This is a genomic window from Herbaspirillum sp. NPDC101397 (genome assembly GCF_044767325.1).
Lineage (GTDB): Bacteria > Pseudomonadota > Gammaproteobacteria > Burkholderiales > Burkholderiaceae_D > Herbaspirillum.
In genome coordinates, this window is record NZ_JBIWNS010000005.1 from 78,570 (window position 1) to 100,152 (window position 21,583).

17 protein-coding genes are annotated in these 21,583 nt (G+C 61.3%); 7 read left to right on the forward strand and 10 right to left on the reverse strand.

Translation table 11 applies throughout. The annotated features are described in order from the left end of the window. Positions 1 to 65: 65 nt before the first annotated feature. The 8 genes from ACIROW_RS13035 to ACIROW_RS13070 form a co-directional block, all read right to left on the reverse strand. A complete protein-coding gene (locus ACIROW_RS13035; RefSeq protein WP_402276115.1) occupies positions 66 to 1,055 on the reverse strand; it encodes a FecR domain-containing protein in 990 nt (329 codons plus the stop codon). Between the two features lies 1 nt (position 1,056). Then, positions 1,057 to 1,536, reverse strand: coding sequence for a sigma-70 family RNA polymerase sigma factor (locus ACIROW_RS13040; protein ID WP_402276117.1), 480 nt, complete (start codon positions 1,534 to 1,536; stop codon positions 1,057 to 1,059). Positions 1,537 to 1,728: 192 nt separating this feature from the next. Then, positions 1,729 to 4,125 carry a TonB-dependent siderophore receptor gene (locus ACIROW_RS13045; protein ID WP_402276119.1) on the reverse strand — a complete coding sequence of 799 codons (2,397 nt, stop codon included), beginning with the start codon at positions 4,123 to 4,125 and terminating at the stop codon, positions 1,729 to 1,731. 92 nt (positions 4,126 to 4,217) lie between these two features. Further along, on the reverse strand, positions 4,218 to 5,201 hold the full coding sequence (locus tag ACIROW_RS13050) for a FecR family protein (RefSeq protein WP_402276122.1): 984 nt from the start codon (positions 5,199 to 5,201) through the stop codon (positions 4,218 to 4,220). A gap of 24 nt (positions 5,202 to 5,225) precedes the next feature. Next, positions 5,226 to 5,714, reverse strand: a complete 489-nt coding sequence (locus tag ACIROW_RS13055) for a sigma-70 family RNA polymerase sigma factor (protein WP_402276124.1) — start codon at positions 5,712 to 5,714, stop codon at positions 5,226 to 5,228. Positions 5,715 to 5,924: 210 nt separating this feature from the next. Beyond that, positions 5,925 to 8,462: a TonB-dependent siderophore receptor gene (locus ACIROW_RS13060; protein ID WP_402276127.1), complete on the reverse strand. Its 2,538-nt coding sequence runs from the start codon at positions 8,460 to 8,462 to the stop codon at positions 5,925 to 5,927. A 124-nt stretch (positions 8,463 to 8,586) separates the two neighbouring features. Beyond that, a complete protein-coding gene (locus tag ACIROW_RS13065; RefSeq protein ID WP_402276129.1) occupies positions 8,587 to 9,615 on the reverse strand; it encodes a FecR domain-containing protein in 1,029 nt (342 codons plus the stop codon). Between the two features lie 2 nt (positions 9,616 to 9,617). Beyond that, on the reverse strand, positions 9,618 to 10,142 hold the full coding sequence (locus ACIROW_RS13070) for a sigma-70 family RNA polymerase sigma factor (protein ID WP_402276131.1): 525 nt from the start codon (positions 10,140 to 10,142) through the stop codon (positions 9,618 to 9,620). 161 nt (positions 10,143 to 10,303) lie between these two features. On the opposite strand from ACIROW_RS13070, the gene ACIROW_RS13075 reads away from it, so the two are divergent. Continuing rightward, positions 10,304 to 11,224 (forward strand): patatin-like phospholipase family protein, encoded by a 921-nt coding sequence (locus ACIROW_RS13075; RefSeq protein ID WP_402276134.1) that lies wholly within the window; start codon positions 10,304 to 10,306, stop codon positions 11,222 to 11,224. A 109-nt stretch (positions 11,225 to 11,333) separates the two neighbouring features. Here the strand turns inward: ACIROW_RS13075 and ACIROW_RS13080 are convergent, their stop codons facing one another. Beyond that, on the reverse strand, positions 11,334 to 11,903 hold the full coding sequence (locus ACIROW_RS13080) for a C40 family peptidase (protein WP_402276136.1): 570 nt from the start codon (positions 11,901 to 11,903) through the stop codon (positions 11,334 to 11,336). A 231-nt stretch (positions 11,904 to 12,134) separates the two neighbouring features. Between ACIROW_RS13080 and ACIROW_RS13085 the strand changes: the two genes are divergently transcribed. The 4 genes from ACIROW_RS13085 to greA all read left to right on the forward strand — a co-directional run bounded on the left by ACIROW_RS13085 (position 12,135) and on the right by greA (position 17,942). Beyond that, complete coding sequence (locus ACIROW_RS13085; protein WP_116435047.1) at positions 12,135 to 12,542, forward strand: heme-binding protein; 408 nt, start codon at positions 12,135 to 12,137, stop codon at positions 12,540 to 12,542. 323 nt (positions 12,543 to 12,865) lie between these two features. After that, the gene (gene carA / locus ACIROW_RS13090) at positions 12,866 to 14,029 is read left to right on the forward strand and encodes a glutamine-hydrolyzing carbamoyl-phosphate synthase small subunit (protein WP_402276138.1); all 1,164 of its coding nucleotides are present in this window, start codon (positions 12,866 to 12,868) and stop codon (positions 14,027 to 14,029) included. Next, positions 14,022 to 17,255 (forward strand): carbamoyl-phosphate synthase large subunit, encoded by a 3,234-nt coding sequence (gene carB / locus ACIROW_RS13095; protein ID WP_402276140.1) that lies wholly within the window; start codon positions 14,022 to 14,024, stop codon positions 17,253 to 17,255. The genes carA and carB overlap by 8 nt, the downstream gene beginning before the upstream one ends. Positions 17,256 to 17,459: 204 nt before the next feature. Further along, positions 17,460 to 17,942 (forward strand): transcription elongation factor GreA, encoded by a 483-nt coding sequence (gene greA, locus ACIROW_RS13100; RefSeq protein WP_053199973.1) that lies wholly within the window; start codon positions 17,460 to 17,462, stop codon positions 17,940 to 17,942. A 124-nt stretch (positions 17,943 to 18,066) separates the two neighbouring features. On the opposite strand, the gene ACIROW_RS13105 is transcribed toward greA, so the two are convergent. Further along, on the reverse strand, positions 18,067 to 18,531 hold the full coding sequence (locus ACIROW_RS13105) for a YhbY family RNA-binding protein (protein WP_402276143.1): 465 nt from the start codon (positions 18,529 to 18,531) through the stop codon (positions 18,067 to 18,069). Positions 18,532 to 18,627: 96 nt separating this feature from the next. Between ACIROW_RS13105 and ACIROW_RS13110 the strand changes: the two genes are divergently transcribed. Continuing rightward, complete coding sequence (locus ACIROW_RS13110) at positions 18,628 to 19,272, forward strand: RlmE family RNA methyltransferase (protein WP_402276145.1); 645 nt, start codon at positions 18,628 to 18,630, stop codon at positions 19,270 to 19,272. Between the two features lie 319 nt (positions 19,273 to 19,591). Then, positions 19,592 to 21,475 carry an ATP-dependent zinc metalloprotease FtsH gene (gene ftsH / locus ACIROW_RS13115; RefSeq protein WP_402276148.1) on the forward strand — a complete coding sequence of 628 codons (1,884 nt, stop codon included), beginning with the start codon at positions 19,592 to 19,594 and terminating at the stop codon, positions 21,473 to 21,475. Positions 21,476 to 21,583 lie beyond the last annotated feature (108 nt).

The window sequence follows — 21,583 nt, forward strand, 5'->3', positions numbered from 1 at the left end:
ATCAGGTAAACCGAACGAGCCACGAAAACCTGCAGAACAAATTGAAATTTTTTACAGCCCTGCTTCTAACCTTGTGCGCCGGCGCGTGGGCGCAGCGTAATCCAGTAAGGAGTAAAGGTATCGACCTGTACCGGAAGGGTCCGTGCGATCGCGGCCAGGATGCGCACAGGTTGGTCGAGCGGGAATACGCCCGAGATGGTCAGGCCGGCGATGGCTGGGTCGCAGCGTAGCTTGCCGGGTATGCTGCGGTCCAGTTCCGCCACCAGTTCGCCCAGCGGCATGCGGTCGGCCACGATGACGCCGTCGGTCCAGGCTACTGCTTCTTCATTGGCCGGCGACAGGCTGCCGATCAATCCCCGCCGATCAAACAGGCCCTGGCGTCCGGCATCGATGCGGATGGGGCGGGATGCTGCCGCCGCTTGGAATTCCACTGCGCCTTCAAACACCGCGACCTGCATGCCGGCTTCGCTGTCGCGCATCTGGAAGCGGGTGCCCAGCGCGCGTGCCTGGCCCAGCCGGGTGTGCACGACAAAGGGACGATAGGTGCGGTTGCTTTCTTTCGCCGTGGTGATCAGTACTTCACCGCGATGCAGGCGCACCAGGCGGGACTGTTCATCGTAGATGGCGTCGATGGCGGTGGCGGTGTTGAGTTCGACGGCCGTACCGTCGGCCAGCGTTACGCGCCGGCGTTCACCGGCTTTGGTCGCATAGCCGGCCATCAGGGTCCGCCACGGCATGATTTCATTGCCGCCGGCGGCCAGCAGGCCGACACCGACGGCGACGCAGAGGGTTTTGACGGCGAAGCGGCGGTTATGGCGATGGCGGTTGCTGGCGTCGCCGATGCTGCCGTGAGCCAGCGCGCTGGGCAGGCTGGAGACGCGTTCGCTGAGCGATTGCAGCCGCTGCCAGGCGAGTTCGTGGCGCGCTTCTTCTGCGCGCCAGCGGCGGCAGGCTTCGCGTTCCTGTTCGGTGGCGGCGCCGGATTGCAGCTTCACCATCCAGTCGATGGCGGTCATCACGATATCGCCGGGCGGCGCGGCGGAATCGGCAGCCATGTCACTCGCCATATTGCACGTGATAACAAGCCGCGAAGGCGCGCTTCATGTATTGCTGCACCGAACTCAGGGAGACGTCCAGTCGCACGGCGATCTCGGCATAGCCAAGGCCGTCCAGCTGCGACAGCAGGAAAGCGCTGCGCACCTTGGCCGGCAGGGCGGCCAGCATGGCGTCGATCTGGTTGAGGGTTTCCAGTACGGCCAGCCGCGCTTCTGGCGACGGCACGTGCTCGGGCGGCAATTGCCCCAGCATTTCGAGGAAAGCGGCTTCCAGCGCACAGCGACGGAAATGATCGATCACCAGGCCGCGGGCAATGGTCGCCAGCAAGGCGCGCGCTTCTTCCAGGTAGAAATCGCTGCGCGACACCATGATCCGCAGGAAGGTGTCCTGTGCCAGGTCGGCCGCCAATTCCGGGTTGCCGGTACGACGGCGCAGCCAGCCAAGCAGCCAGTGGTGATGGCCGGTATAAAGGCCTGTCATGTCTTGGTGATGGGGATGGACGGCGGTGGTCATGACGACAAAAAATAATGAGAATGGTTCTCATTGTAATCTGCAAATGACTTTTGCGCCAAGATGGGCGCCGCCGCAGTTGTTTTTCAGAACAAGCCGGCGCTGCGATTTTTGCGCCGCGCCGCCGGCAAAACACCCCTGCGGTGCGGCATTTATTTCAGATCAGAAACGGTACTTCACGGTCGCGCTCACCGCGCGCTCGGCGCCCTGATAACACTCGCCGTGATAGCAGATGCTGTAGTAGTTCTTGTTGAGCAGGTTGGCGGCGTTCAGGCGCAGCAGCCAGGGACCGTATTCGTAGCGCATCATCGCGTTGAACAGCGAGTAGCCGCCTTGCACCGAAGTATTAGCCTCGTCGTTCTGGCGCGGGCCGACGTAGTTCACGCCGCCGCCGAAACCGAAACCGCCGCCGGCGTCATAGTCCAGCCACAGCGAAGCGGTACGGTCGGCCATGGTGGCCGGGACTTTGCCGACTTCGGTGGCGTCTGCGCTTTCCAGCACCTTCATGTTGAGCTTGGTGTACGACGCGATCAGGTTGAGCCGGCGGCCGATCTCGGTCTTGGCTTCCAATTCAAGGCCCCGGGTGCGCTGCTTGCCGATTTGCCGGGCGTCGCCGGTCAGGTTGTCGTAGGTCACGACATTGGTCTTGGTCAGGTCGAACACGGCGGCAGCGAACATGGTGCGCGAATTCTCCGGCAGGAACTTGACGCCGAGTTCACTCTGTTTGCCGCGGCTGGGTTTGAACGGATTGTTGTTGATGTCGACGCCGCTCGACGGCAGGAAGGATTCACTGTAACTGGCATATGGCGCCCAGCCGTTGCCGAGCAGGTAGCTGAGGCCGACGCGACCGCTGAACACGCTGTCGTTCTGCACTTTGTGCGAGGAGTTGAGCGCGTCGTCGGTCACGCTGCGGACCTGGTCCTGGCGACCTCCCAGCGTCAGCACCCAGCGGTCCAGCAGCTTGATCTGGTCTTGCGCATAGACGCCGAGCTGGCTAACGGTCTGCGCATAATTGGCCAGCGGCGTCTGCGGTGTGGGGATGCTCAAGCCGTACACCGGATTGAGCAGGTCGAGGTCGGGCGCGGCGCCGCGGAAGCGGTTGGCATCGCCGCGATTTTCATTCCAGTCGACGCCGAACAACAGCGTCTGCGTGACGATGTCGCCTTGCAATTTTCCATGCAGTTGCGTATCCAGCGAGGTCTGGCGCAAGCGGTCATCCCACGTCCGGGCGATGCGCGAATAGGTGTGTCGGTCCGGCTGTAGTTCGTCGACCCACACCACGTTGCGCTTGAGCGTGGTGTCGCTGTAGCGGAAGTTCTGGCGCAACTTCCATTGATCGTTGAAGGCATGTTCGAGCTGGTAGCCCAGCGCGGTCTGTTCGTGGCGGAACTTGCTGAAAGAGTAGTCGCCCATCTTGACGTTGGTGAGTTTGCCGTCGCCGCCGATGGCGTAGTAGGGATCTTCGCCGGAATCGTTCTTGAGGAATTCCGTCAGCACGGTCAGCGACGTCGCCGCGCTCGGCTGCCAACGCAGCGATGGCGACAGCGCGTAGCGCGTGCGGTTGATGCGCCTGCCGTCGGAATAGCGGTCCTGGTCATTGCTGTCGAGGGCGACGCCGACCAGGCGGTAACTCAGGTCGCTGTTCTCGCCGAACCGGTCGCCCAGATCGACGCCCAACTGCTTGCGGTCGAAGCTGCCGTACTGGACTTCCACTTCGCGGATGCGCTCGCCGGTCGGCGTCTTGCTGATGCGATTGACCACGCCGCCGACGTCGCCTTGGCCGAACATCACGGAGGCCGGACCGCGCAGCACTTCCACGCGCTCCAGGCCGTAGGTTTCGGTCATCGCATAGACCGGAATGAAGGGCGTCTGCGGCAAGCCGTCGCGGAAGTTGCCGGAGTAGGCATTGAAGCCGCGCAGGTTGATGTATTCCCAGCCGCGGTTGTCCGCACCGTACACATTGACGCTGACGCCGGGCGTCTGCGCGACGACATCCATCATGTCCTGCACGCCGCGTGCTTCCATTTCCGTGCGGCCGATGACGGAGATCGATTGCGGGATTTCGGAGAGCGGCGTATCGGTCTTGGTGGCCGTCGCGCTGCGGCGCGCGACATAACCGGGGACGGGGCCGTCGGCGCTTTCCAGCCCGGCGTTGACGGTCAGCGTCGGCAGCACGCTGCTGGTTTTCCCGGCCACGCCGATGGCGATGGCGGAGCCGCCGGCAGTGGTGCTGGCCGCAAGACCGCTGCCGGCCAGCGCCTTGTCCAGCGCTTCACCCAGGGTCATGGCGCCTTGCACCGCAGGCGCGGTCTTGCCTGCGACCAGCGACGCGTCGACCGAAATGGCTACGCCGGCCTGGCGCGCCAGCGCGTTGATGCTTTGTCCCAGCGGCTGCGCCGGCACCGAGAATTGCTTCTCGACCGACAAGGCGGCCGATGAACTCAGGCTTTGCGCCTGCGCCGGCTGCATGCCGCCCATGACGGCGAGGGCGCCGGCGCAGGCCAGTACGATGGCGCTGATGCGGATGGAATGGATTCCCTTGGAATTCGTCTTGCGCATTTCTGTGTCCCTTTTGTGAAGTTGTCACAGTGAAGACGAACGGCGGCTCAAAGACCGGACAATTATTTTTTGGCGTGCAATCGGCGAAGGAATCAGCGTGGCACGATCATCCCCGCGCCGTCGGTATTGCGGCTGATGCGCACCGGGAGAATCCGCGGCAGCACGCTCAGGAAGGCGTTTGGATCGCGCAGCTGGAAGCTGCCGGTGAGCCGCAGCTCGCGCAGGCGCGCATCGTCGGCCAGCGTCAGCGGCTGGTAGAGGTAGTCGTTCCAGCGGCTGACGGCATCGCTCAGGCTGGCGCCGTCGAACACCAGCCAGCCGTCTTTCCAAGCGCCGACGCTGGCGACCGGGATGCTGCGGCGTGCGCCGATGCCGTTCCGGTCGGCGAGCACGGCGTCGCCGGCGCGCAATTCCATGTCCGGCGGTCGGCGTTCGGATTCCGGCGCGAGCGTGTTGCCGCGGCTGGCCCAGACGGCGACGTGGCCTTCCGCCACTTCGACCGACATGCCGTTGTCGCGCACCGCCACGGTGAACACGGTGCCGCGTACCTGTACCTGACCCCAGCTGGTGCTGACCGTGAAGGGACGCGAGGCGTCGGGGCTGACCTGCAGGCGAATTTCGCCTTGCGTCAGACTGACTTCGCGACGGTTGCGGAAGTACGTCACCTGCGCCCTTGTGCGTGCGCCGAGATCGAGCTGGCTGCCGTCGCCCATGCGACGGGCCAGCGTTTGCGCGCGGTCGGTGCTCAGGGCCGCCTGTTCGGTCGGTTGCAGCCACCACCAGCGTCCGCCGGCGCCGGTCAGTGCGGCGACGCCGACCGCGCCCAGCGCCGACAGCAGCGCGCGCCGCCCGGCGTTCGGACGTCCGGCCTGCGGTTGCGGCACGCGGTCTTTCAGGCCGTGCAGATCGGAGGCGGCCCAGGCGTCCAGCGCCAACTGATAAGTGGCTTCATGTTCCTCGCTTTGTTCGCGCCACAGCGCCAGTTCTTCCCGCGCCGATTGCGCGGTGGCCGCACTGCCGCCGTATTGACGGGCGATCAGCAGCAGGGCGTGTTCGAAGGATTTGCGTGGCGACATGGCGGCGAAGGGAATGATGAGGGATCAGGTGGAAGCTTCGGCGTGCATCCGGGCCAGATCCATGCAGTCGATCACGCCGCGCACGATGTGCTTTTCGACGGCGGCTTCGGAGCAAGCCAATTGCGTGGCCGCCTCGGCATGCGTGAAACCATACAACCGCACCAGCACGAAGGCGTCGCGCCGTTTGCGCGGCATCACGTCCAGACGCGCCAGCAGGCGGTCGAGCTGGCGGCGCGAGCTGAGATGACGTTCCGGCGACGGCGCTTCATCGGGGACGATCAGCGCCAGTGTTTCCAGCATCTGCGTTTCGGCGATCTTGCGGCGGGCGGCGTCGGTGACGATGTTCTTGCCGACGCGGTAGAGCAGGGCGCGCGGTTCGTGGATGGTGGATGCCGCTTCCATGGCCAGCACGCGCGCATAGCATTCATGGACGATGTCGGCCGCCGCGTCGCGATCACGCAGCGAGCGGGAGAAAAAACCGACCAGTTCATTGTAGTAGCGCAAGACCACCATAGCCGATATACGACTCCGACAAAGTGCATCACCGGTATCACCCGGACGAAGAGCATGAATTAGTAATGAAAACCATTCTCATTAAATTATACGCGATATCTTTATCCGGAAGCCATCCTGGAATCGTGAGGAATGTCGTGCGACGAGCAGAGCGCGGGGCGTTGCGGAGGAAGCGATACGGCCGGACGGGCGTCCGGCCGTGGAGAGAAATTACCAGCCGTATTTCACGGTCAGATAAACATTGCGACCATCGCCGTAGTAGCAGCCGGTGGCCGAGAGGCAAGCCGCGACATAGGTCTTGTTGAGGAGGTTGGCGGCGTTGATCGACGCGCGCAAGCCCTTCAGCTGCGGATTGTTCTTGCCGAAGTCGAAACGGATTGCTGCATCAAACAGCGTCACGCCGGGCATGTGGTACACGTTGGCGTTGTCGCCGTAGTTCTCGCCGATATGGCGCGCGCCGACGCCCATGCCGAGGCCGGCCAGTGCTTCGCTTTGCACCGTGTAATCGAGCCAGGCGCTGGCCTGGTTGCGCGGCACGAAGGCCAGGCGATTGCCGGTGGTGTTGACCGTGCCGCTGGGGTTGGCCTTGGTGATCTTGCTGTCGGTGTAACCGTAGGAGGCGATCAGATCGAGACCCTTCTGCAACTTGACCTTGCCTTCCAGTTCGATGCCGCGCATGCGTACTTCGCCGGTCTGGACGCTGAAGTTGGTGTTGACCGGATCGGGCGTGCTGACATTTTGCTGGGTCAGCTGATAGGCCGACAGCGTGATCATGGTGTTGGAACCGTCAGGCTGGTATTTGACGCCGGCTTCGTATTGCTTGCCCTTGGTAGGCTGGAACGGTTGCAGCGTGCGGCTGGTGCCGACCGCCGGCTGGAACGAGGTCGAGTAGCTGGCGTAAGGCGTGATGCCGTTGTCGAAGCTGTACAGCAGGCCGAGGCGGCCGGTGAAGGCGCCGTCGCTTTGCTTGACGCGCGTGTTGGCCGCGCTGGTCACCGTACGCGTGGTGGTATCGGCCCAGTCGTAGCGGCCGCCGGTCACCAGCGTCCAGCGATCGAGCTTGATCTGGTCTTGCAGATAGGCGCCGAGTTGATCGCGATTTTGTTCGATGTGCGTCGCCACCGGCGGAATCGCGCCGCTATACGGGACGTACACCGGCGCATAGAGGTTGAGTGCTGTCGGCAACGGGCTCAGCGAGGATTCGTCGTAGACCGAACGCTCGGAAGAATAGTCCACGCCGGCCAGCACGGTCTGCTTGACCGCGCCGGTAGTGAAGATGCCCTGGACCTGGTTGTCGACGGTGAACAGTTTCGATTTTTCCGGGAAGGCCCATGCATAGCGGCCCATGCTGGCCGGGTTGCACGCGGTCGTCAGGCAGAACAGCTGCACGCGCTTGGTATCGGACATGGTCTCGCCGTAGCGCAGGTTCTGTCGCACGGTCCAGGTGTCGTTCAGGCGATGCTCGAATTCATAGCCGAGAAAATATTGCTCGTTGCTGTAGTGGTCGAAGTTCGGGTCGCCGGCAAACGTCTCCAGCGGCAGCGCCTTGAAGACGCTGGTGTAGAGCGTGCCGTTGGCCGGCAGCACCGGCGCGCCGCCGCCGCCTTGGGAACTGATCTTCTGGTACTGCGCCATCAGCGTCAGGTGCGTGTCGCTATTCGGACGCCAGGTCAGGGACGGCGCAATGTAGGTCTTCTCTTCGTTGACGTAGTTGTAGGCGGTGTCGCTACGGCGCGTCAGGCCGACCAGCCGATAGCTGAGTTCGCCGGTTTCATCGAGCTTGCCGCCTAGGTCCAGCGCCAGTTGCTTGCGGTTGTGGCTGCCGTATTGCAGTTCGATTTCATGCACGGCGTCGGTGGTCGGACGCTTGCTCACCATGTTGACCAGTCCACCCGGCGTGCCCTGGCCATACAGCAGCGAGCTCGGCCCCTTGAGGACTTCAATGCGTTCCAGGCCGAACGGTTCGATGCGCGGTTGCGAATAGCCGCGCGAGCCGAAGGGCAGGCGCAGGCCGTCGAGGTAACGTCCCGGCACGAAGCCGCGCACGGTCAGCCAGTCGTAGCGCAGGTCGGTGTTGCCGTACTGCGTGACCACGCCGGGCGTGTAGCGCAGGCTTTCGGCGATGCTCTCGACGCCTTGCGCATCGAGTTGCTCGCGCGTGATGACGGAGATGGTTTGCGGGGTTTCCTTCAGCGAGGTGTCGGTCTTGGTGCCGGTGCGGCTGCGCGTGGCAACGTAGCCGGCGACGGGACCCAGCGGATTCTCGCGTTCCGCGGCGGCGTTGACGCTGACGGCAGGCAAGCTCTGCGGCGCGGCGTTGGCGCCCGGCGTTGCGGTGGCTCCCGGTTGCAACACGTAAGTGTTGGCGGAGCTTTCGACGGCGCGCAGGCCGGCGTTGCCGAGTAGTGCGGCAAAGCCTTCCGCCACGGTGTAGTTGCCGTTGAGTGCATTGCTGCGGCGGCCTTCGACCAGGCGCGCATCCATTTGCATGGTGACGCCGGCGCTGCTGGCAAAACGGCTCAGGGCGTCGCCCAGCGGGCCGGCGGAGATGTCGAAATGACGACGTGTGGTGTTGGCGCTGGCGGCCGTGGCGTTGGTCTCGGCGGCAATCGCGTGCTGCAACGGCGCGGCCAGCGCCAGGCTCAGCACGGCGCCGCGCACGGCGTAATGCATCGCCTTGGGCGCACTGCGCAGAATGGAAGCAGCCGCGGGTGCGGCCGAAGAAGGTTGCTGACGTGCTTGCTGCATGGTGAATGTCCCTGGTCGGATGATCGGATAGCGCTTCTTATCTCGATGACACGCGGGGGACGTAAAAGGGGACAAAGAAAATGAAAATATTTTTGAAAACTTCGGCGCTACGGTGAACGCCGCCTCAGGATGCCGTCGGCGAGGGAATCACCGTGACCCAGTAACGTGAGCGATACAACACTGCGACCGGCAACGTGTCGGGCAGCGCGTTGAGGATGCCGTCGATGTTGTCCAGCTGGAAGGCGCCCGAAATGCGCAGGTCGGCAGTCTGCGGATCACAGCGCAGCAGGCCGCGGCGATAGCGGCCGAGTTGCGCGACGAAATCGTCCAGCCGCATGGCGTTGACGATCAGTTTGCCATCGACCCAGGCTGCAGCGTAGCGGTCGGCAGGTTGGGGTGCGCCGATCTCGCTGCCGTTGAAGCTGACCTGCTGGCCGGCTTCGACCACGCGCGTATGGCCTGCGTCGATGGCGGGACGGATTTCGACGGCATGTTCGAGCACCGTGACGCGTGTAGCCGGCGCCATGGTCGGATGGGTGTCGGCGGCCGACACGATGAAGCGCGTGCCGAGGGCGCGGATGTTGCCTTGCGCAGTGCGGACTACGAAGGGCCGGCTGCTTCCCTGTGCCGTGGCAGGATCTCGCGCGGTGCGGATCATGATTTCGCCGGCATGCAGCACCAGCAGCCGCTGCTGAGCATCGAAGCGCACGTCGACCGCGGTGGCGGTATTGAGAATCAGCTCGCTGCCATCGGCCAGCGCCACAGTGCGGCGTTCGCCCGCGCCGGTGCGCAGGTCGGCGCTCCATTGCTCCCACGGCAGGGTGCGGTAAGTGGCGTAGCCGACCGGGGCCGACATCAGCAGCAACAGCGTCTTGAGCACCGCGCGGCGCTCCACACGGCTGCCGCGGTTGAGGCTTTGCAGCGCGATGCCGCCGGGCAGTCCGCCGAGCTTGCTGCTGACTTGTTCGGCGCGCTGCCAGGCGCGTTCGTGTTCGGGATGGGCGGCGCGCCAGCGTGCGCAGGCGTCGAGGTCGGCGGCGCTGACGGGGGTGTCATGCAGCTTGACCAGCCATTGTGCGGCTTGCCTGGCGATGGCACGTTCGAAGGATGGAGTCTCCGGCGACGACGTGCGTCCGGTCATGCGTTTGGCCAACGTCAGTTCCCCAGCATGATGCATTCTTCGAAGGCCAGCGCCATGTAGCGTTTGACGGTACGTACGCTGACGTCGAGCTGATCGGCGATCTCCTGGTAGGACAAGCCTTCCAGCTGGGACAGGAGGAAGGCGCTGCGGGCCTTGGCGGGCAACGCGTCCAACATGGCATCGACTTCGTTGAGGGTTTCCAGCAGCAGCAGGCGTTCTTCGGGCGACGGCGCCAGTGCTTGCGGCATTTGTTCCAGCGCCTGCAGATAGGCTTGCTCCAGAGACAGCCGGCGGTAGTGATTGAACAGCACGCGCGTGGCGACCGTCACCAGATAGGCGCGCGGTTCGCGCAACCTCAGTTCCGGCGTTTGCTCGCGCTGATGGGAGACCAGGATGCGCACGAAGGTGTCCTGCGCCAGATCGGCCGCTTCCGCGTTGCCGGACACGTGGCCCAGCTTGCGTCGCAGCCAGCCCAGCAGCCAGCCGTGATGGCTGTACAGCGTCTGCACCTGCAGCAGTGACGAGTCGGTAGCCGCCATCTGTTTTCCCCTTGCCCTGTGTTGCTTTAATTAAATAAGAATTATTCTCATTATATATTAGACGCAGACACGAGGGCAATGCGGGGGAGGAGGGAGTGGAGTTTGGGCTACAATGCCCGAGTCCCGCAGCCCGTTCAGGCCGCGACTCTTCCCCCGATGACATGTCCGCTTTGCGCCGTACTTTCTCCGCACTCCTTATTTCCGTTTTGTCCGCCTGCAGCCTGATGCCGACCAGGCCCGCCGAAGCGCCGTCTCCGGTGGCGGTGGTTGCCCCGGTCGCCAAGCCGCCGCAAAAACCGAAGATCGCTCTCGCCCTGGGCGGCGGCGCCGCGCGCGGTTTTGCGCACGTGGGTGTGATCAAGGCACTGGAGTCGCAAGGCATCGTGCCCGACATCGTGGTCGGCACCAGCGCCGGCAGCCTGGTCGGCGCGCTTTACGCTGCCGGCAACAACGGTTTTGCCTTGCAGAAGCTGGCGCTGGACATGGACGAGGCGACCATTTCAGACTGGTCGGTGCCATTCTTCGCCAAGGTCAGCGGCGTGCTCAAGGGCGAGGGCGTGCAGTCCTACGTCAACCGCTCGGTAAACAACCTGCCGATCGAAAAATTCAAGATTCCGTTCGGCGCCGTGGCGACCGATCTCAAGACCGGGCAGGCGATCCTGTTCCGGCGCGGCAATGCCGGCATCGCGGTGCGCGCCTCGTCGGCGGTGCCGGGGGTGTTCCAGTCGGTCAAGATCGGCGACCACTACTACGTGGACGGCGGCCTGGTGGCGCCGGTGCCGGTTCATTTCGCGCGCGAGATGGGGGCAGACTTTGTCATTGCCGTGAATATCTCGGCCCAGCCTGAAGCGCAGGCCTCGGCCAGCTCGGTCGACGTCATGCTGCAAACGTTCGCGATCATGGGGCAGAGCATCAACAACTACGAGCTCAAGGATGCCGACGTCGTGATTCAGCCGGGGTTGGGCGCGATGAAGGGCAGCGACTTCGCCGGACGCAATCTGGCGATCCTGGCCGGTGAGCAGGCGACCATGAAGGCGATGGCGGATCTGAAGGCGAAGCTGAAACTCAAGGGCGGGAACTGATCTGGGTTGCCAGGCGAAAAATCGCGAGGGGGCCGGAAGCGATCCGTGCGCCGGCTCATTAATATAAGAAGGTGATGAAGGGATTGCGGGACTGATGTTCCGCAGGAACTTATTGCGTGTCTTCAGCAGTCGCCGAAATGCGGCGCGCACCATTAAAGCGCTTTTTCCAGTAAGCCACATCCATGTCTTCGATGCGCACCTGGCCGCCGGCGGAAGGCGAGTGGATGAATTTGCCGTCGCCAAGGTAGATGCCGACATGCGAGAAGCCGCGACGCAGCGTATTGTAGAACACCAGGTCGCCCGGACGCAGGTCGACGACTTTTTCACCGACGCGGCTGATCTCCGCCGACGTACGCGGCAAATCGGTGCCGAGCGCTTCCTTGAATACGTAACGTACCAGGCCGCTGCAATCCAGGCCGGTCTCCGGCGATGTGCCGCCGTAACGATAGTTGATGCCGAGCATGCTCAATGCCTGGACAGCGAGTTCGGAAGCGCGGTTGGTGATGTCGTGCAGTTTGGCGAGAGCGATGTTTGCTTTGCCGGGAGGAAGAGAGTCTTGCTGAAGAGGTGTTTCGATACTCCACGCGGTGCTGCAGAACCAGAATCCGGCCGCCAGCACGCATGATTTTGCGAGGTGTCGTCGGAGTCGGCTGGTTTTTGCGGCGTTGCGTGTTGTCATCAGGACATTTCCCTATCGGTATGACTGCTGGAATGTAAACAATTTAGCCAGTAATGTCAAAAGCTTATTTCACGTTTTCCTACAAAAATTGCAATAAAGTCAATGCCTTACGCTGTAGGAGGATGCCCCTCAATGAGCAGGACATCGCTGGGCTTTTGCATATTTTGTGCCAGCGCGCCAATCTCGAATTACAATCAGCATTCTTTTTTACTTGAGCTATTTGGGAGCATCATGCAAACGAAACCGTATCTGACCCTCGACGATCTGAAGAAAATTGCCGCCGGCGCCGAAGCCGAAGCAAAAGCCAATAACTGGGCGGTCGTCATTGCCATCGTCGACGATGGCGGTCACTTGCTGTGGTTGCAACGCCTGGACGGCGCGGCGCCTGCTTCGTCGCACATCGCTCCGGCCAAGGCCAAGACCGCCGCGCTGGGTCGCCGCGAAACCAAGATTTACGAAGACATGATCAACAATGGCCGTTTCTCCTTCCTGTGTGCGCCTGAACTGGACGGCCTGCTGGAAGGCGGCGTGCCTATCGTGGTCGACGGTCAATGTGTCGGCGCGGTCGGCGTGTCGGGCGTGAAGTCATCGGAAGACGTGCAGATCGGCAAGGCAGGCATCGCTGCACTGGGTCTGTAATCTTCCTGATTGGCGTGTGATCGATTCGCTAATTAGTTGATTTTTAGCCGGTTTTTGACTCCCGGCAAGCTCTTGAAATGCGCTTTCCGGCAATCTTAGGATTTGCTGGGGGGCGCATTTTGCGCTATAATCGAGCGGTTTAGCTAATTTAAATTCCGCCGTAGCGCATACCGAATCCTCCATCTCGTCCCAGCACGCCAACCAAGCTCCTCCTTGCATCAAAACGGGGAATTTGCGCCGGTCGTCGGTTGGGTAACTGAGTGCAGAATCTCTGCAGCACGATCTGGTCAGGCCAGCGGCGGTAACAATCTCAGGAGTTACCCTTGCTGCCTCTTCTTTCTGGCCCTACCGTTCCGGCCATCCTCGCGCTAGCAGACGGGTCCGTTTTTCTTGGTGTTTCCATCGGCGCTGCCGGCAACACGACAGGTGAGGTGGTTTTCAACACTGCCATGACCGGCTACCAGGAAATTCTGACCGATCCCAGCTACAGCCAACAGATCGTCACACTGACTTACCCGCATATCGGCAATACCGGCGTTAATCCCGAAGACATTGAAGCCTCCCAGATTCACGCTGCCGGCCTGATCATCAAGGATCTGCCGCGCCTGACTTCCAATTTTCGCACCAAGCAGACACTGACCGAATACCTGCAAGCCAGCAACATTGTGGCCATTGCCGATATCGACACGCGCAAGCTGACCCGCATCCTGCGTGAAAAGGGCGCGCAAGGCGGCGCCATCGTTGCCGGCGACACCAACATCGAAGCGGCAACCGCCAAGGCGCTGGAACTGGCGCGCGGTTTCCCGGGACTGGCCGGCATGGACCTGGCGAAGGTTGTGTCGACCAAGCAAGCCTACAACTGGACCGAGACCGAGTGGAAACTGGGTCGCGGCTACGGTCAGCAGATCACCCCGAAATTCCACGTGGTCGCGTTCGACTACGGCGTCAAGTACAACATCCTGCGCATGCTCGCCGAGCGGGGCTGCAAAGTGACCGTGCTGCCGGCGCAGGCGTCCGCCGCCGAAGCGCTGGCGCTGAATCCGGACGGCATCTTCCTGTCCAATGGTCCAGGCGATCCGGAACCATGCGACTACGCGATTGCCGCGTCGAAGGAACTGATTGAGCGCGGCATCCCGACCTTCGGCATCTGCCTCGGCCACCAAATCATGGCGCTGGCTTCCGGTGCCAAGACGCTGAAGATGAAGTTCGGCCACCACGGCGCTAACCATCCGGTTCAGGATCTGGACACCAAGCAAGTACTGATCACTTCGCAAAACCACGGTTTCGCCGTGGATGCCGCGACCTTGCCGGCCAACTGCCGCGTCACGCACGTGTCGCTGTTCGACGGCTCGCTGCAAGGTTTTGCCCGTACCGATAAGCCTGCGTTCTGCTTCCAGGGCCACCCCGAAGCATCGCCCGGGCCGCATGACATCGCCCCCCTGTTCGATAAATTTGTGGCGATGATGGAGAAAAAGAAACATGCCTAAGCGTAACGACATTAAAAGCATTCTGATCATCGGCGCTGGTCCGATCATCATCGGTCAGGCCTGCGAATTCGACTATTCCGGCGCGCAAGCCTGTAAGGCGCTGCGTGAAGAGGGCTACAAAGTCATCCTGGTCAACAGCAATCCTGCGACCATCATGACCGACCCTGAAATGGCCGACGTCACCTACATCGAGCCGATTACCTGGCAAGTGGTGGAGCGCATCATCGCCAAGGAAAAGCCGGACGCGATCCTGCCGACCATGGGCGGCCAGACTGCGCTGAATTGCGCACTCGACCTGCACCGCAACGGCGTGCTCGAAAAATACGGTTGCGAACTGATCGGCGCCTCGCCGGAAGCCATCGACAAGGCCGAAGACCGCTCCAAGTTCAAGGACGCCATGACCAAGATCGGTCTGGGCTCCGCACGCTCGGGCGTGTCGCACACCCTGGAAGAGTCCTGGGCGGTGCAGAAGGAACTGGGCTTCCCGGTCATCATCCGCCCCTCGTTCACCATGGGCGGCACCGGCGGTGGTATCGCCTACAACGCCGAAGAATTCGAAACCATCTGCAAGCGCGGCCTGGAAGCCTCGCCGACCACCGAACTGCTGATTGAAGAATCGCTGATCGGCTGGAAAGAGTACGAGATGGAAGTCGTGCGCGACAAGGCCGACAACTGCATCATTGTTTGCTCGATCGAAAACCTGGATCCGATGGGCGTGCATACCGGCGACTCCATCACCGTCGCGCCAGCGCAAACGCTGACCGACAAGGAATACCAGATCATGCGTAACGCCTCGCTGGCGGTGCTGCGTGAAATCGGCGTCGACACCGGCGGCTCCAACGTGCAGTTCTCGGTCAATCCGGCCGACGGCCGCATGATCGTCATCGAAATGAATCCGCGCGTCTCGCGCTCCTCGGCGCTGGCTTCGAAAGCGACCGGTTTCCCGATCGCCAAGATCGCCGCCAAGCTGGCAGTCGGCTTCACGCTGGATGAGCTGCGCAACGAAATCACCGGCGGCGCGACCCCGGCTTCGTTCGAACCGTCGATCGACTACGTCGTCACCAAGATCCCGCGTTTTGCGTTCGAGAAATTCCCGCAAGCCGACAACCACCTGACCACGCAAATGAAGTCGGTCGGTGAAGTCATGGCGATCGGCCGCACCTTCCAGGAATCGTTCCAGAAAGCCCTGCGCGGCCTGGAAGTCGGCGTCGACGGCATGAACGAAAAGACCACCGACCACGAAACCATCAAGGAAGAACTGGGCGAGCCCGGTCCCGACCGTATCTGGTACGTGGGCGATGCGTTCGCACAAGGTTTCACGCTGGAAGAAGTGCATGGCCTGACGCACATCGATCCGTGGTTCCTGTCGCAGATCAAGGAAATCGTCGACATCGAGCTGTGGCTGGAAAACGGCCAGACGCTGGAAGGCCTGGACAAGGCCACGCTGTACAAGCTCAAGCAAAAGGGCTTCGCCGACCGTCGCCTGGCCAAGTTGCTGAAGGTTACCGACACCGCCGTGCGCGAGAAGCGCCATGCGCTGAACATCCGTCCGGTCTACAAGCGCGTCGACACTTGCGCCGGCGAATTCTCGACCAACACCGCGTACATGTACTCGACCTATGAGGAAGAGTGCGAGTCGAAGCCGACCGACAAGAAGAAGATCATGGTGCTGGGCGGCGGTCCGAACCGCATCGGCCAGGGTATCGAATTCGACTATTGCTGCGTGCACGCTGCGCTGGCAATGCGCGAAGACGGTTACGAAACCATCATGGTCAACTGCAATCCGGAAACCGTCTCGACCGACTACGACACGTCCGACCGTCTGTACTTCGAATCGCTGACGCTGGAAGATGTGCTGGAAATCGTCGCGCTGGAAAAACCATACGGCGTGATCGTGCAGTACGGCGGCCAGACACCGCTGAAGCTGGCGCTGGATCTGGAAGCCAACGGCGTGCCTATCGTCGGTACTTCGCCGGATATGATCGATGCTGCAGAAGATCGCGAACGTTTCCAAAAACTGCTGCAAGACCTCGGCCTGCGTCAACCGCCGAACCGCACTGCACGTACTGAAGCCGACGCACTGCGCCTGGCGCAGGAAATCGGTTATCCGCTGGTGGTGCGTCCGTCGTACGTGCTGGGCGGCCGCGCAATGGAAATCGTCCACGAGCAACGCGACCTCGAGCGCTACATGCGTGAAGCGGTCAAGGTCTCGCACGATTCGCCGGTATTGCTGGACCGCTTCCTGAACGACGCGATCGAAGTCGACGTCGACTGCCTATCGGATGGCGAGCGCACCTTCATCGGCGGCGTGATGGAACACATTGAACAAGCCGGCGTGCACTCGGGCGACTCGGCGTGCTCGCTGCCGCCTTACTCGCTGGCGAAAGACACCATCGAAGAACTGAAGCGCCAGACCGCATTGATGGCCAAGGGTCTGAACGTGGTCGGCCTGATGAACGTGCAGTTCGCGATCCAGCAAACCGAAGTCGACGGCAAACTGCAAGACGTCGTCTTCGTGCTGGAAGTGAACCCGCGCGCGTCGCGTACCGTGCCGTTCGTGTCCAAGGCGACCGGCTTGCAACTGGCAAAGATTGCAGCACGCTGCATGGTCGGCCAGTCGCTGGACAGCCAGGGCATCAAGAACGAAGTGATCCCGCCTTACTTCAGCGTCAAGGAAGCCGTGTTCCCGTTCGTGAAGTTCCCGGGCGTCGACACCATTCTCGGACCTGAGATGAAGTCGACCGGCGAAGTCATGGGCGTGGGCAAGACCTTCGGCGAAGCCTTCGTGAAGTCGCAACTGGGCGCAGGCGTCAAGTTGCCGACATCGGGCAAGGTGTTCCTGAGCGTCAAAGGCAGCGACAAGCCGCGTGCGGTGCAAGTGGCGAAGGATCTGGTCGGTCTCGGCTTCTCCATCGTTGCGACCAAGGGTACGGCTGCGGCCGTCAGCGCTGCGGGTATTCCTGTCGCGACCGTGAACAAGGTGGTGGAAGGTCGTCCGCATATCGTCGACATGATCAAGAACAACGAGATCACACTCGTGGTCAACACGGTCGAAGAGAAGCGCACGGCGATTGCCGACTCCGGTGCGATCCGTACTTCGGCACTGGCAGCGCGCGTGACGACGTTCACGACCATCGCCGGTGCAGAGGCTGCGGTCGAGGGCATGCGTCATCTGAATGCGCTGGATGTGTATGATTTACAAGGGCTGCATAAAGCTATACACTAAACCCACATACACGTTTTATTGCTAGCCACAGAGGGCATCTGAGTATTCGATGCCCTCTGTGTCTTTTTTAACGGCAAACTCTGTATTTGCCCGCAAGGGCTGTTGGGACATTGCGCTGGGCGGGCCACCGTTTCCAGGGCAATGTCCCAACAGCCTTATGGGGCAAGTCATACAAAAGTGCCTCATTTTTTTGTTGAGAGTTTTATGAGTACAGTTCCCATCACCAAGTATGGTGCAGAGCTTCTGAAGGAAGAGTTGCAGCGTCTGAAAACCAAAGAACGTCCAGCAGTCATCAACGCGATTGCCGAAGCGCGCGCGCAAGGCGATCTGTCGGAAAACGCCGAATACGATGCCGCCAAGGAACGCCAGGCCTTCATCGAAGGCCGCATTGCCGACCTCGAAGGCAAGCTGGGTTCGTCGCTGGTCGTCGATCCTGCGACCTTGAGCTCGGGCGCCGATGGACGCGTGGTGTTTGCCGCGACGGTCGATCTGGAAAACCTGGACAGCGGTGAAAAGGTCACCTATCAGATCGTCGGCATCGACGAAGCCGATATCAAGGTCTCGAAGGTGTCGGTGACGTCGCCGATCGCGCGTGCATTGATCGGCAAGAGCGCCGGCGATGTGGTTGCCGTCGAAGCGCCGTCGGGCGTGCGCGAGTATGAAATCCTGGAAGTGCGCTACGTTTAAGTCGTAGCGCAAAGGCCGACGCAGGTGCTGTGGATAAGCTGAAAATAATTTACGGCACTGCGATGGTTAAAAAAATGCCCGCTGAAGCGGGCATTTTTTCTTGCTAAATCCGATGGTGGGATGATCAGCCCATGGATTTCTTGGCGCTTTTCTGACGCGGTTTGGCGCGCTTGATCGAGCCGCCCGCAGTGACGCGTTCGTTGCCCTTGATCATGACCTTGGTCACCGATGGACGCTTGGTGCCGCTGGCGCTGGGTTTGACGATGGTGACTTCGCGCATGCCCTTGCCGCGTGTCTCGCTGCGTTCCTTGACGGCGTCCTTCTTGGGACGGAAGATCACCAGCAGTTTGCCGATGTGTTGCACCGGCGCTGCCTTGAGTTGTTCGCAGATGGTGTCGTAGATGGCGACGCGCGCCTCGCGGTCATCGCCGAATACGCGGACCTTGATGAGACCGTGGGCGTTCAGACTGGCATCGATTTCCTTGGTGACGCCGGCGGTCAGGCCGCCTTCGCCGATGATCACGACAGGGCTCAGGCCATGCGCTTCGGCGCGCAATTCACTGCGCTCTGCAGGAGTAAGTTTCAACATAGTTTGTTTCCGGTGGGAGAGCGGCTTGTCGCCTGGGGCCGGCAAGAACCGGACCGAACTCTGTCCCTCAATATTTAAAACCAGTATTCTACGCGAATGGCAAAGAAGAAATTAAACAAAAACTGGCTGCACGATCACATTAACGACCCGTATGTGAAGCTTGCGCAAAAGGAAGGCTACCGCGCGCGCGCGGCTTACAAGCTCAAGGAAATCGACGAGGAAGAAAAGCTGATCAAGCCCGGCCAGGTGATCGTCGACCTTGGTTCGACGCCCGGCAGCTGGTCGCAATATGCCCGCAACAAGCTGGCCGGCCTCGAAGGCGGCGGCATCCGCGGCACCATCATCGGACTGGACATGCTGCCGATGGATCCGATCGCCGACGTCCACTTCATCCAGGGCGACTTCCGCGAGGAGGATTCCCTGCGCCAGCTGGAAGCGATCCTGGACGGCCGCCAAGTCGACCTGGTGCTGTCCGACATGGCGCCGAACCTGTCCGGCGTGGCAATTTCCGATGCGGCGCGGGTCGAACATCTTATCGATCTGGCAATTGAATTCGCCCAGGCGCACATGAAGCCGACCGGCTCGGTACTCGTGAAATGCTTCAACGGCACCGGTTACAACGAACTGGTGCACAAATTTCGCGCAGAATTCAAGACGGTAATGTCGAAGAAGCCGAAGGCCAGCCGCGACAAGTCATCTGAAATTTTTCTCCTGGGCAAGGTTCTGAAGAATCCGCGATAAGCTGCCTCCGGCGTTTTACGGTAAAACTTCCGTAATAAAGCCGCATTCAGCCCATTTTCCTTCTTGATTTCACGCTATCCGGCCACACATCAACTGCAGGAAGCCTTCCTTTGCATGTCCGAAAGGCATCGTTTGCGCCGGTTTTGGTGTTGTTTCCGACGTGATGCTGCCGTCTTCCCCGCATTCAAGTTTGCCCGCCTGTTTGCCGTAGTTCAGAGCAGGACTGCCGGTATGGACGGTTTCCTAGTAAGCGCAGATGAATCCGAGTAAAATCGGATATATATAGGTAATGAGGCGCGCTCGCGTCGGAGGAGTTCTAGTGAACAACATGTTTTCCAAAGCCGCCATCTGGGTGGTCATCGCGCTGGTGCTGTTTATGGTCTTTAAACAGTTCGACAGCCGCAGCCTGGCGTCGGGCGCTACGCCGATCGCTTACTCCGACTTCATCAGCGAAGTAAAAGCCGGTCACATCAAAGATGCCACCATCGAAGACCGCAGTATCGTCGCGACCACGCAAGACGGTAAAAAAGTCAAAACCGCCGCGACCTATCTGGACCGCGGCCTGGTTGGCGATCTGTTGAGCAACGGCGTGAAGTTCGACGTGAAGCAGCCTGAAGAGCAATCCTTCCTGTCGCAAGTCTTCATTTCCTGGTTCCCGATGCTGTTGCTGATTGGCGTCTGGGTGTTCTTCATGCGCCAGATGCAGGGCGGCGGCAAGGGCGGCGCGTTCTCCTTCGGCAAATCGAAGGCGCGCATGCTCGATGAAAACAGCAATTCGGTCACCTTCGCCGACGTTGCAGGTTGCGATGAAGCCAAGGAAGAAGTGCAGGAGTTGGTCGAATTCCTGCGCGATCCAACCAAATTCCAGAAACTCGGTGGCCGCATTCCTCACGGCGTGCTGATGGTCGGTCCTCCGGGTACCGGTAAGACATTGCTGGCGCGCGCAATTGCCGGCGAAGCCAAAGTGCCGTTCTTCACCATCTCCGGCTCCGACTTCGTTGAAATGTTCGTCGGCGTGGGCGCATCGCGCGTCCGCGACATGTTCGAAAACGCCAAGAAGCATGCACCGTGCATCATCTTCATCGATGAAATCGACGCGGTCGGTCGCCATCGCGGCGCCGGCATGGGCGGCGGCAACGACGAACGTGAACAGACACTGAACCAGATGCTGGTCGAGATGGACGGCTTTGAAGCCAACTCGGGCGTCATCGTGATCGCCGCAACCAACCGCGCCGACGTGCTCGACAAGGCGCTGCTGCGTCCGGGCCGTTTCGACCGCCAGGTGATGGTCGGTCTGCCGGACATCCGCGGCCGCGAACAAATCCTCTACGTCCACATGCGCAAGGTGCCTATTGCTCCTGACGTCAAGGCAGATATCCTGGCCCGCGGCACACCTGGTTTCTCGGGTGCCGATCTGGCCAACCTGGTCAACGAAGCGGCATTGTTCGCCGCGCGCCGCAGTAAGCGCCTGGTGGAGATGCAGGACTTCGAAGACGCCAAGGACAAGATCGTCATGGGTCCTGAACGCAAGTCCGCCGTGATGCGCGAAGAAGAACGCCGCAATACCGCGTTCCATGAATCCGGCCATGCCGTCGTTGCCAAGCTGTTGCCTAAGGCCGATCCGGTCCACAAGGTCACCATCATGCCGCGCGGTTATGCCCTGGGCCTGACCTGGCAGTTGCCTGAACATGACCGCGTCAACATGTACAAGGACAAGATGCTGGAAGAGATCGCCATCCTGTTCGGTGGTCGTATCGCGGAAGAAATCTTCATGCATCAGATGTCGACCGGTGCTTCCAACGACTTTGAGCGTGCAACCAAGCTGGCGCGCGCCATGGTGACGCGCTATGGCATGTCTGAAGCCCTTGGCACGATGGTCTACGAAGACACAGAGCAAGACGCCTACTTCGGCCGCATGTCGTCGAAGACCGTTTCCGAAGCGACGCAGCAAAAGGTCGATGCAGAAATTCGCAGCATCCTCGACACGCAATATGCGCTGTCGCGTCGTCTGCTGGAAGAGAATCGCGACAAGGTCGAAGTCATGGCGCAGAAGCTGCTCGACTGGGAAACCATCGATGCCGACCAGATCAGCGACATCATGGCAGGCAACGAGCCGCGTCCGCCGAAGTCCGGTATCCCGGCCAAGAAGTCTTCCGACAATACACCAGGCGATATTTCGCCGACCGCCACCGCTCCCGCCTGATCGCGGGGCAGGGCGGATAGCTGGTCTCAGGGTGAGGAGCAATCCTCGCCCTTTTTCTTTGTTTAGCGCCGAAGTGAAGGAGTGGATAGTCGTGAATAGTCGATAGTC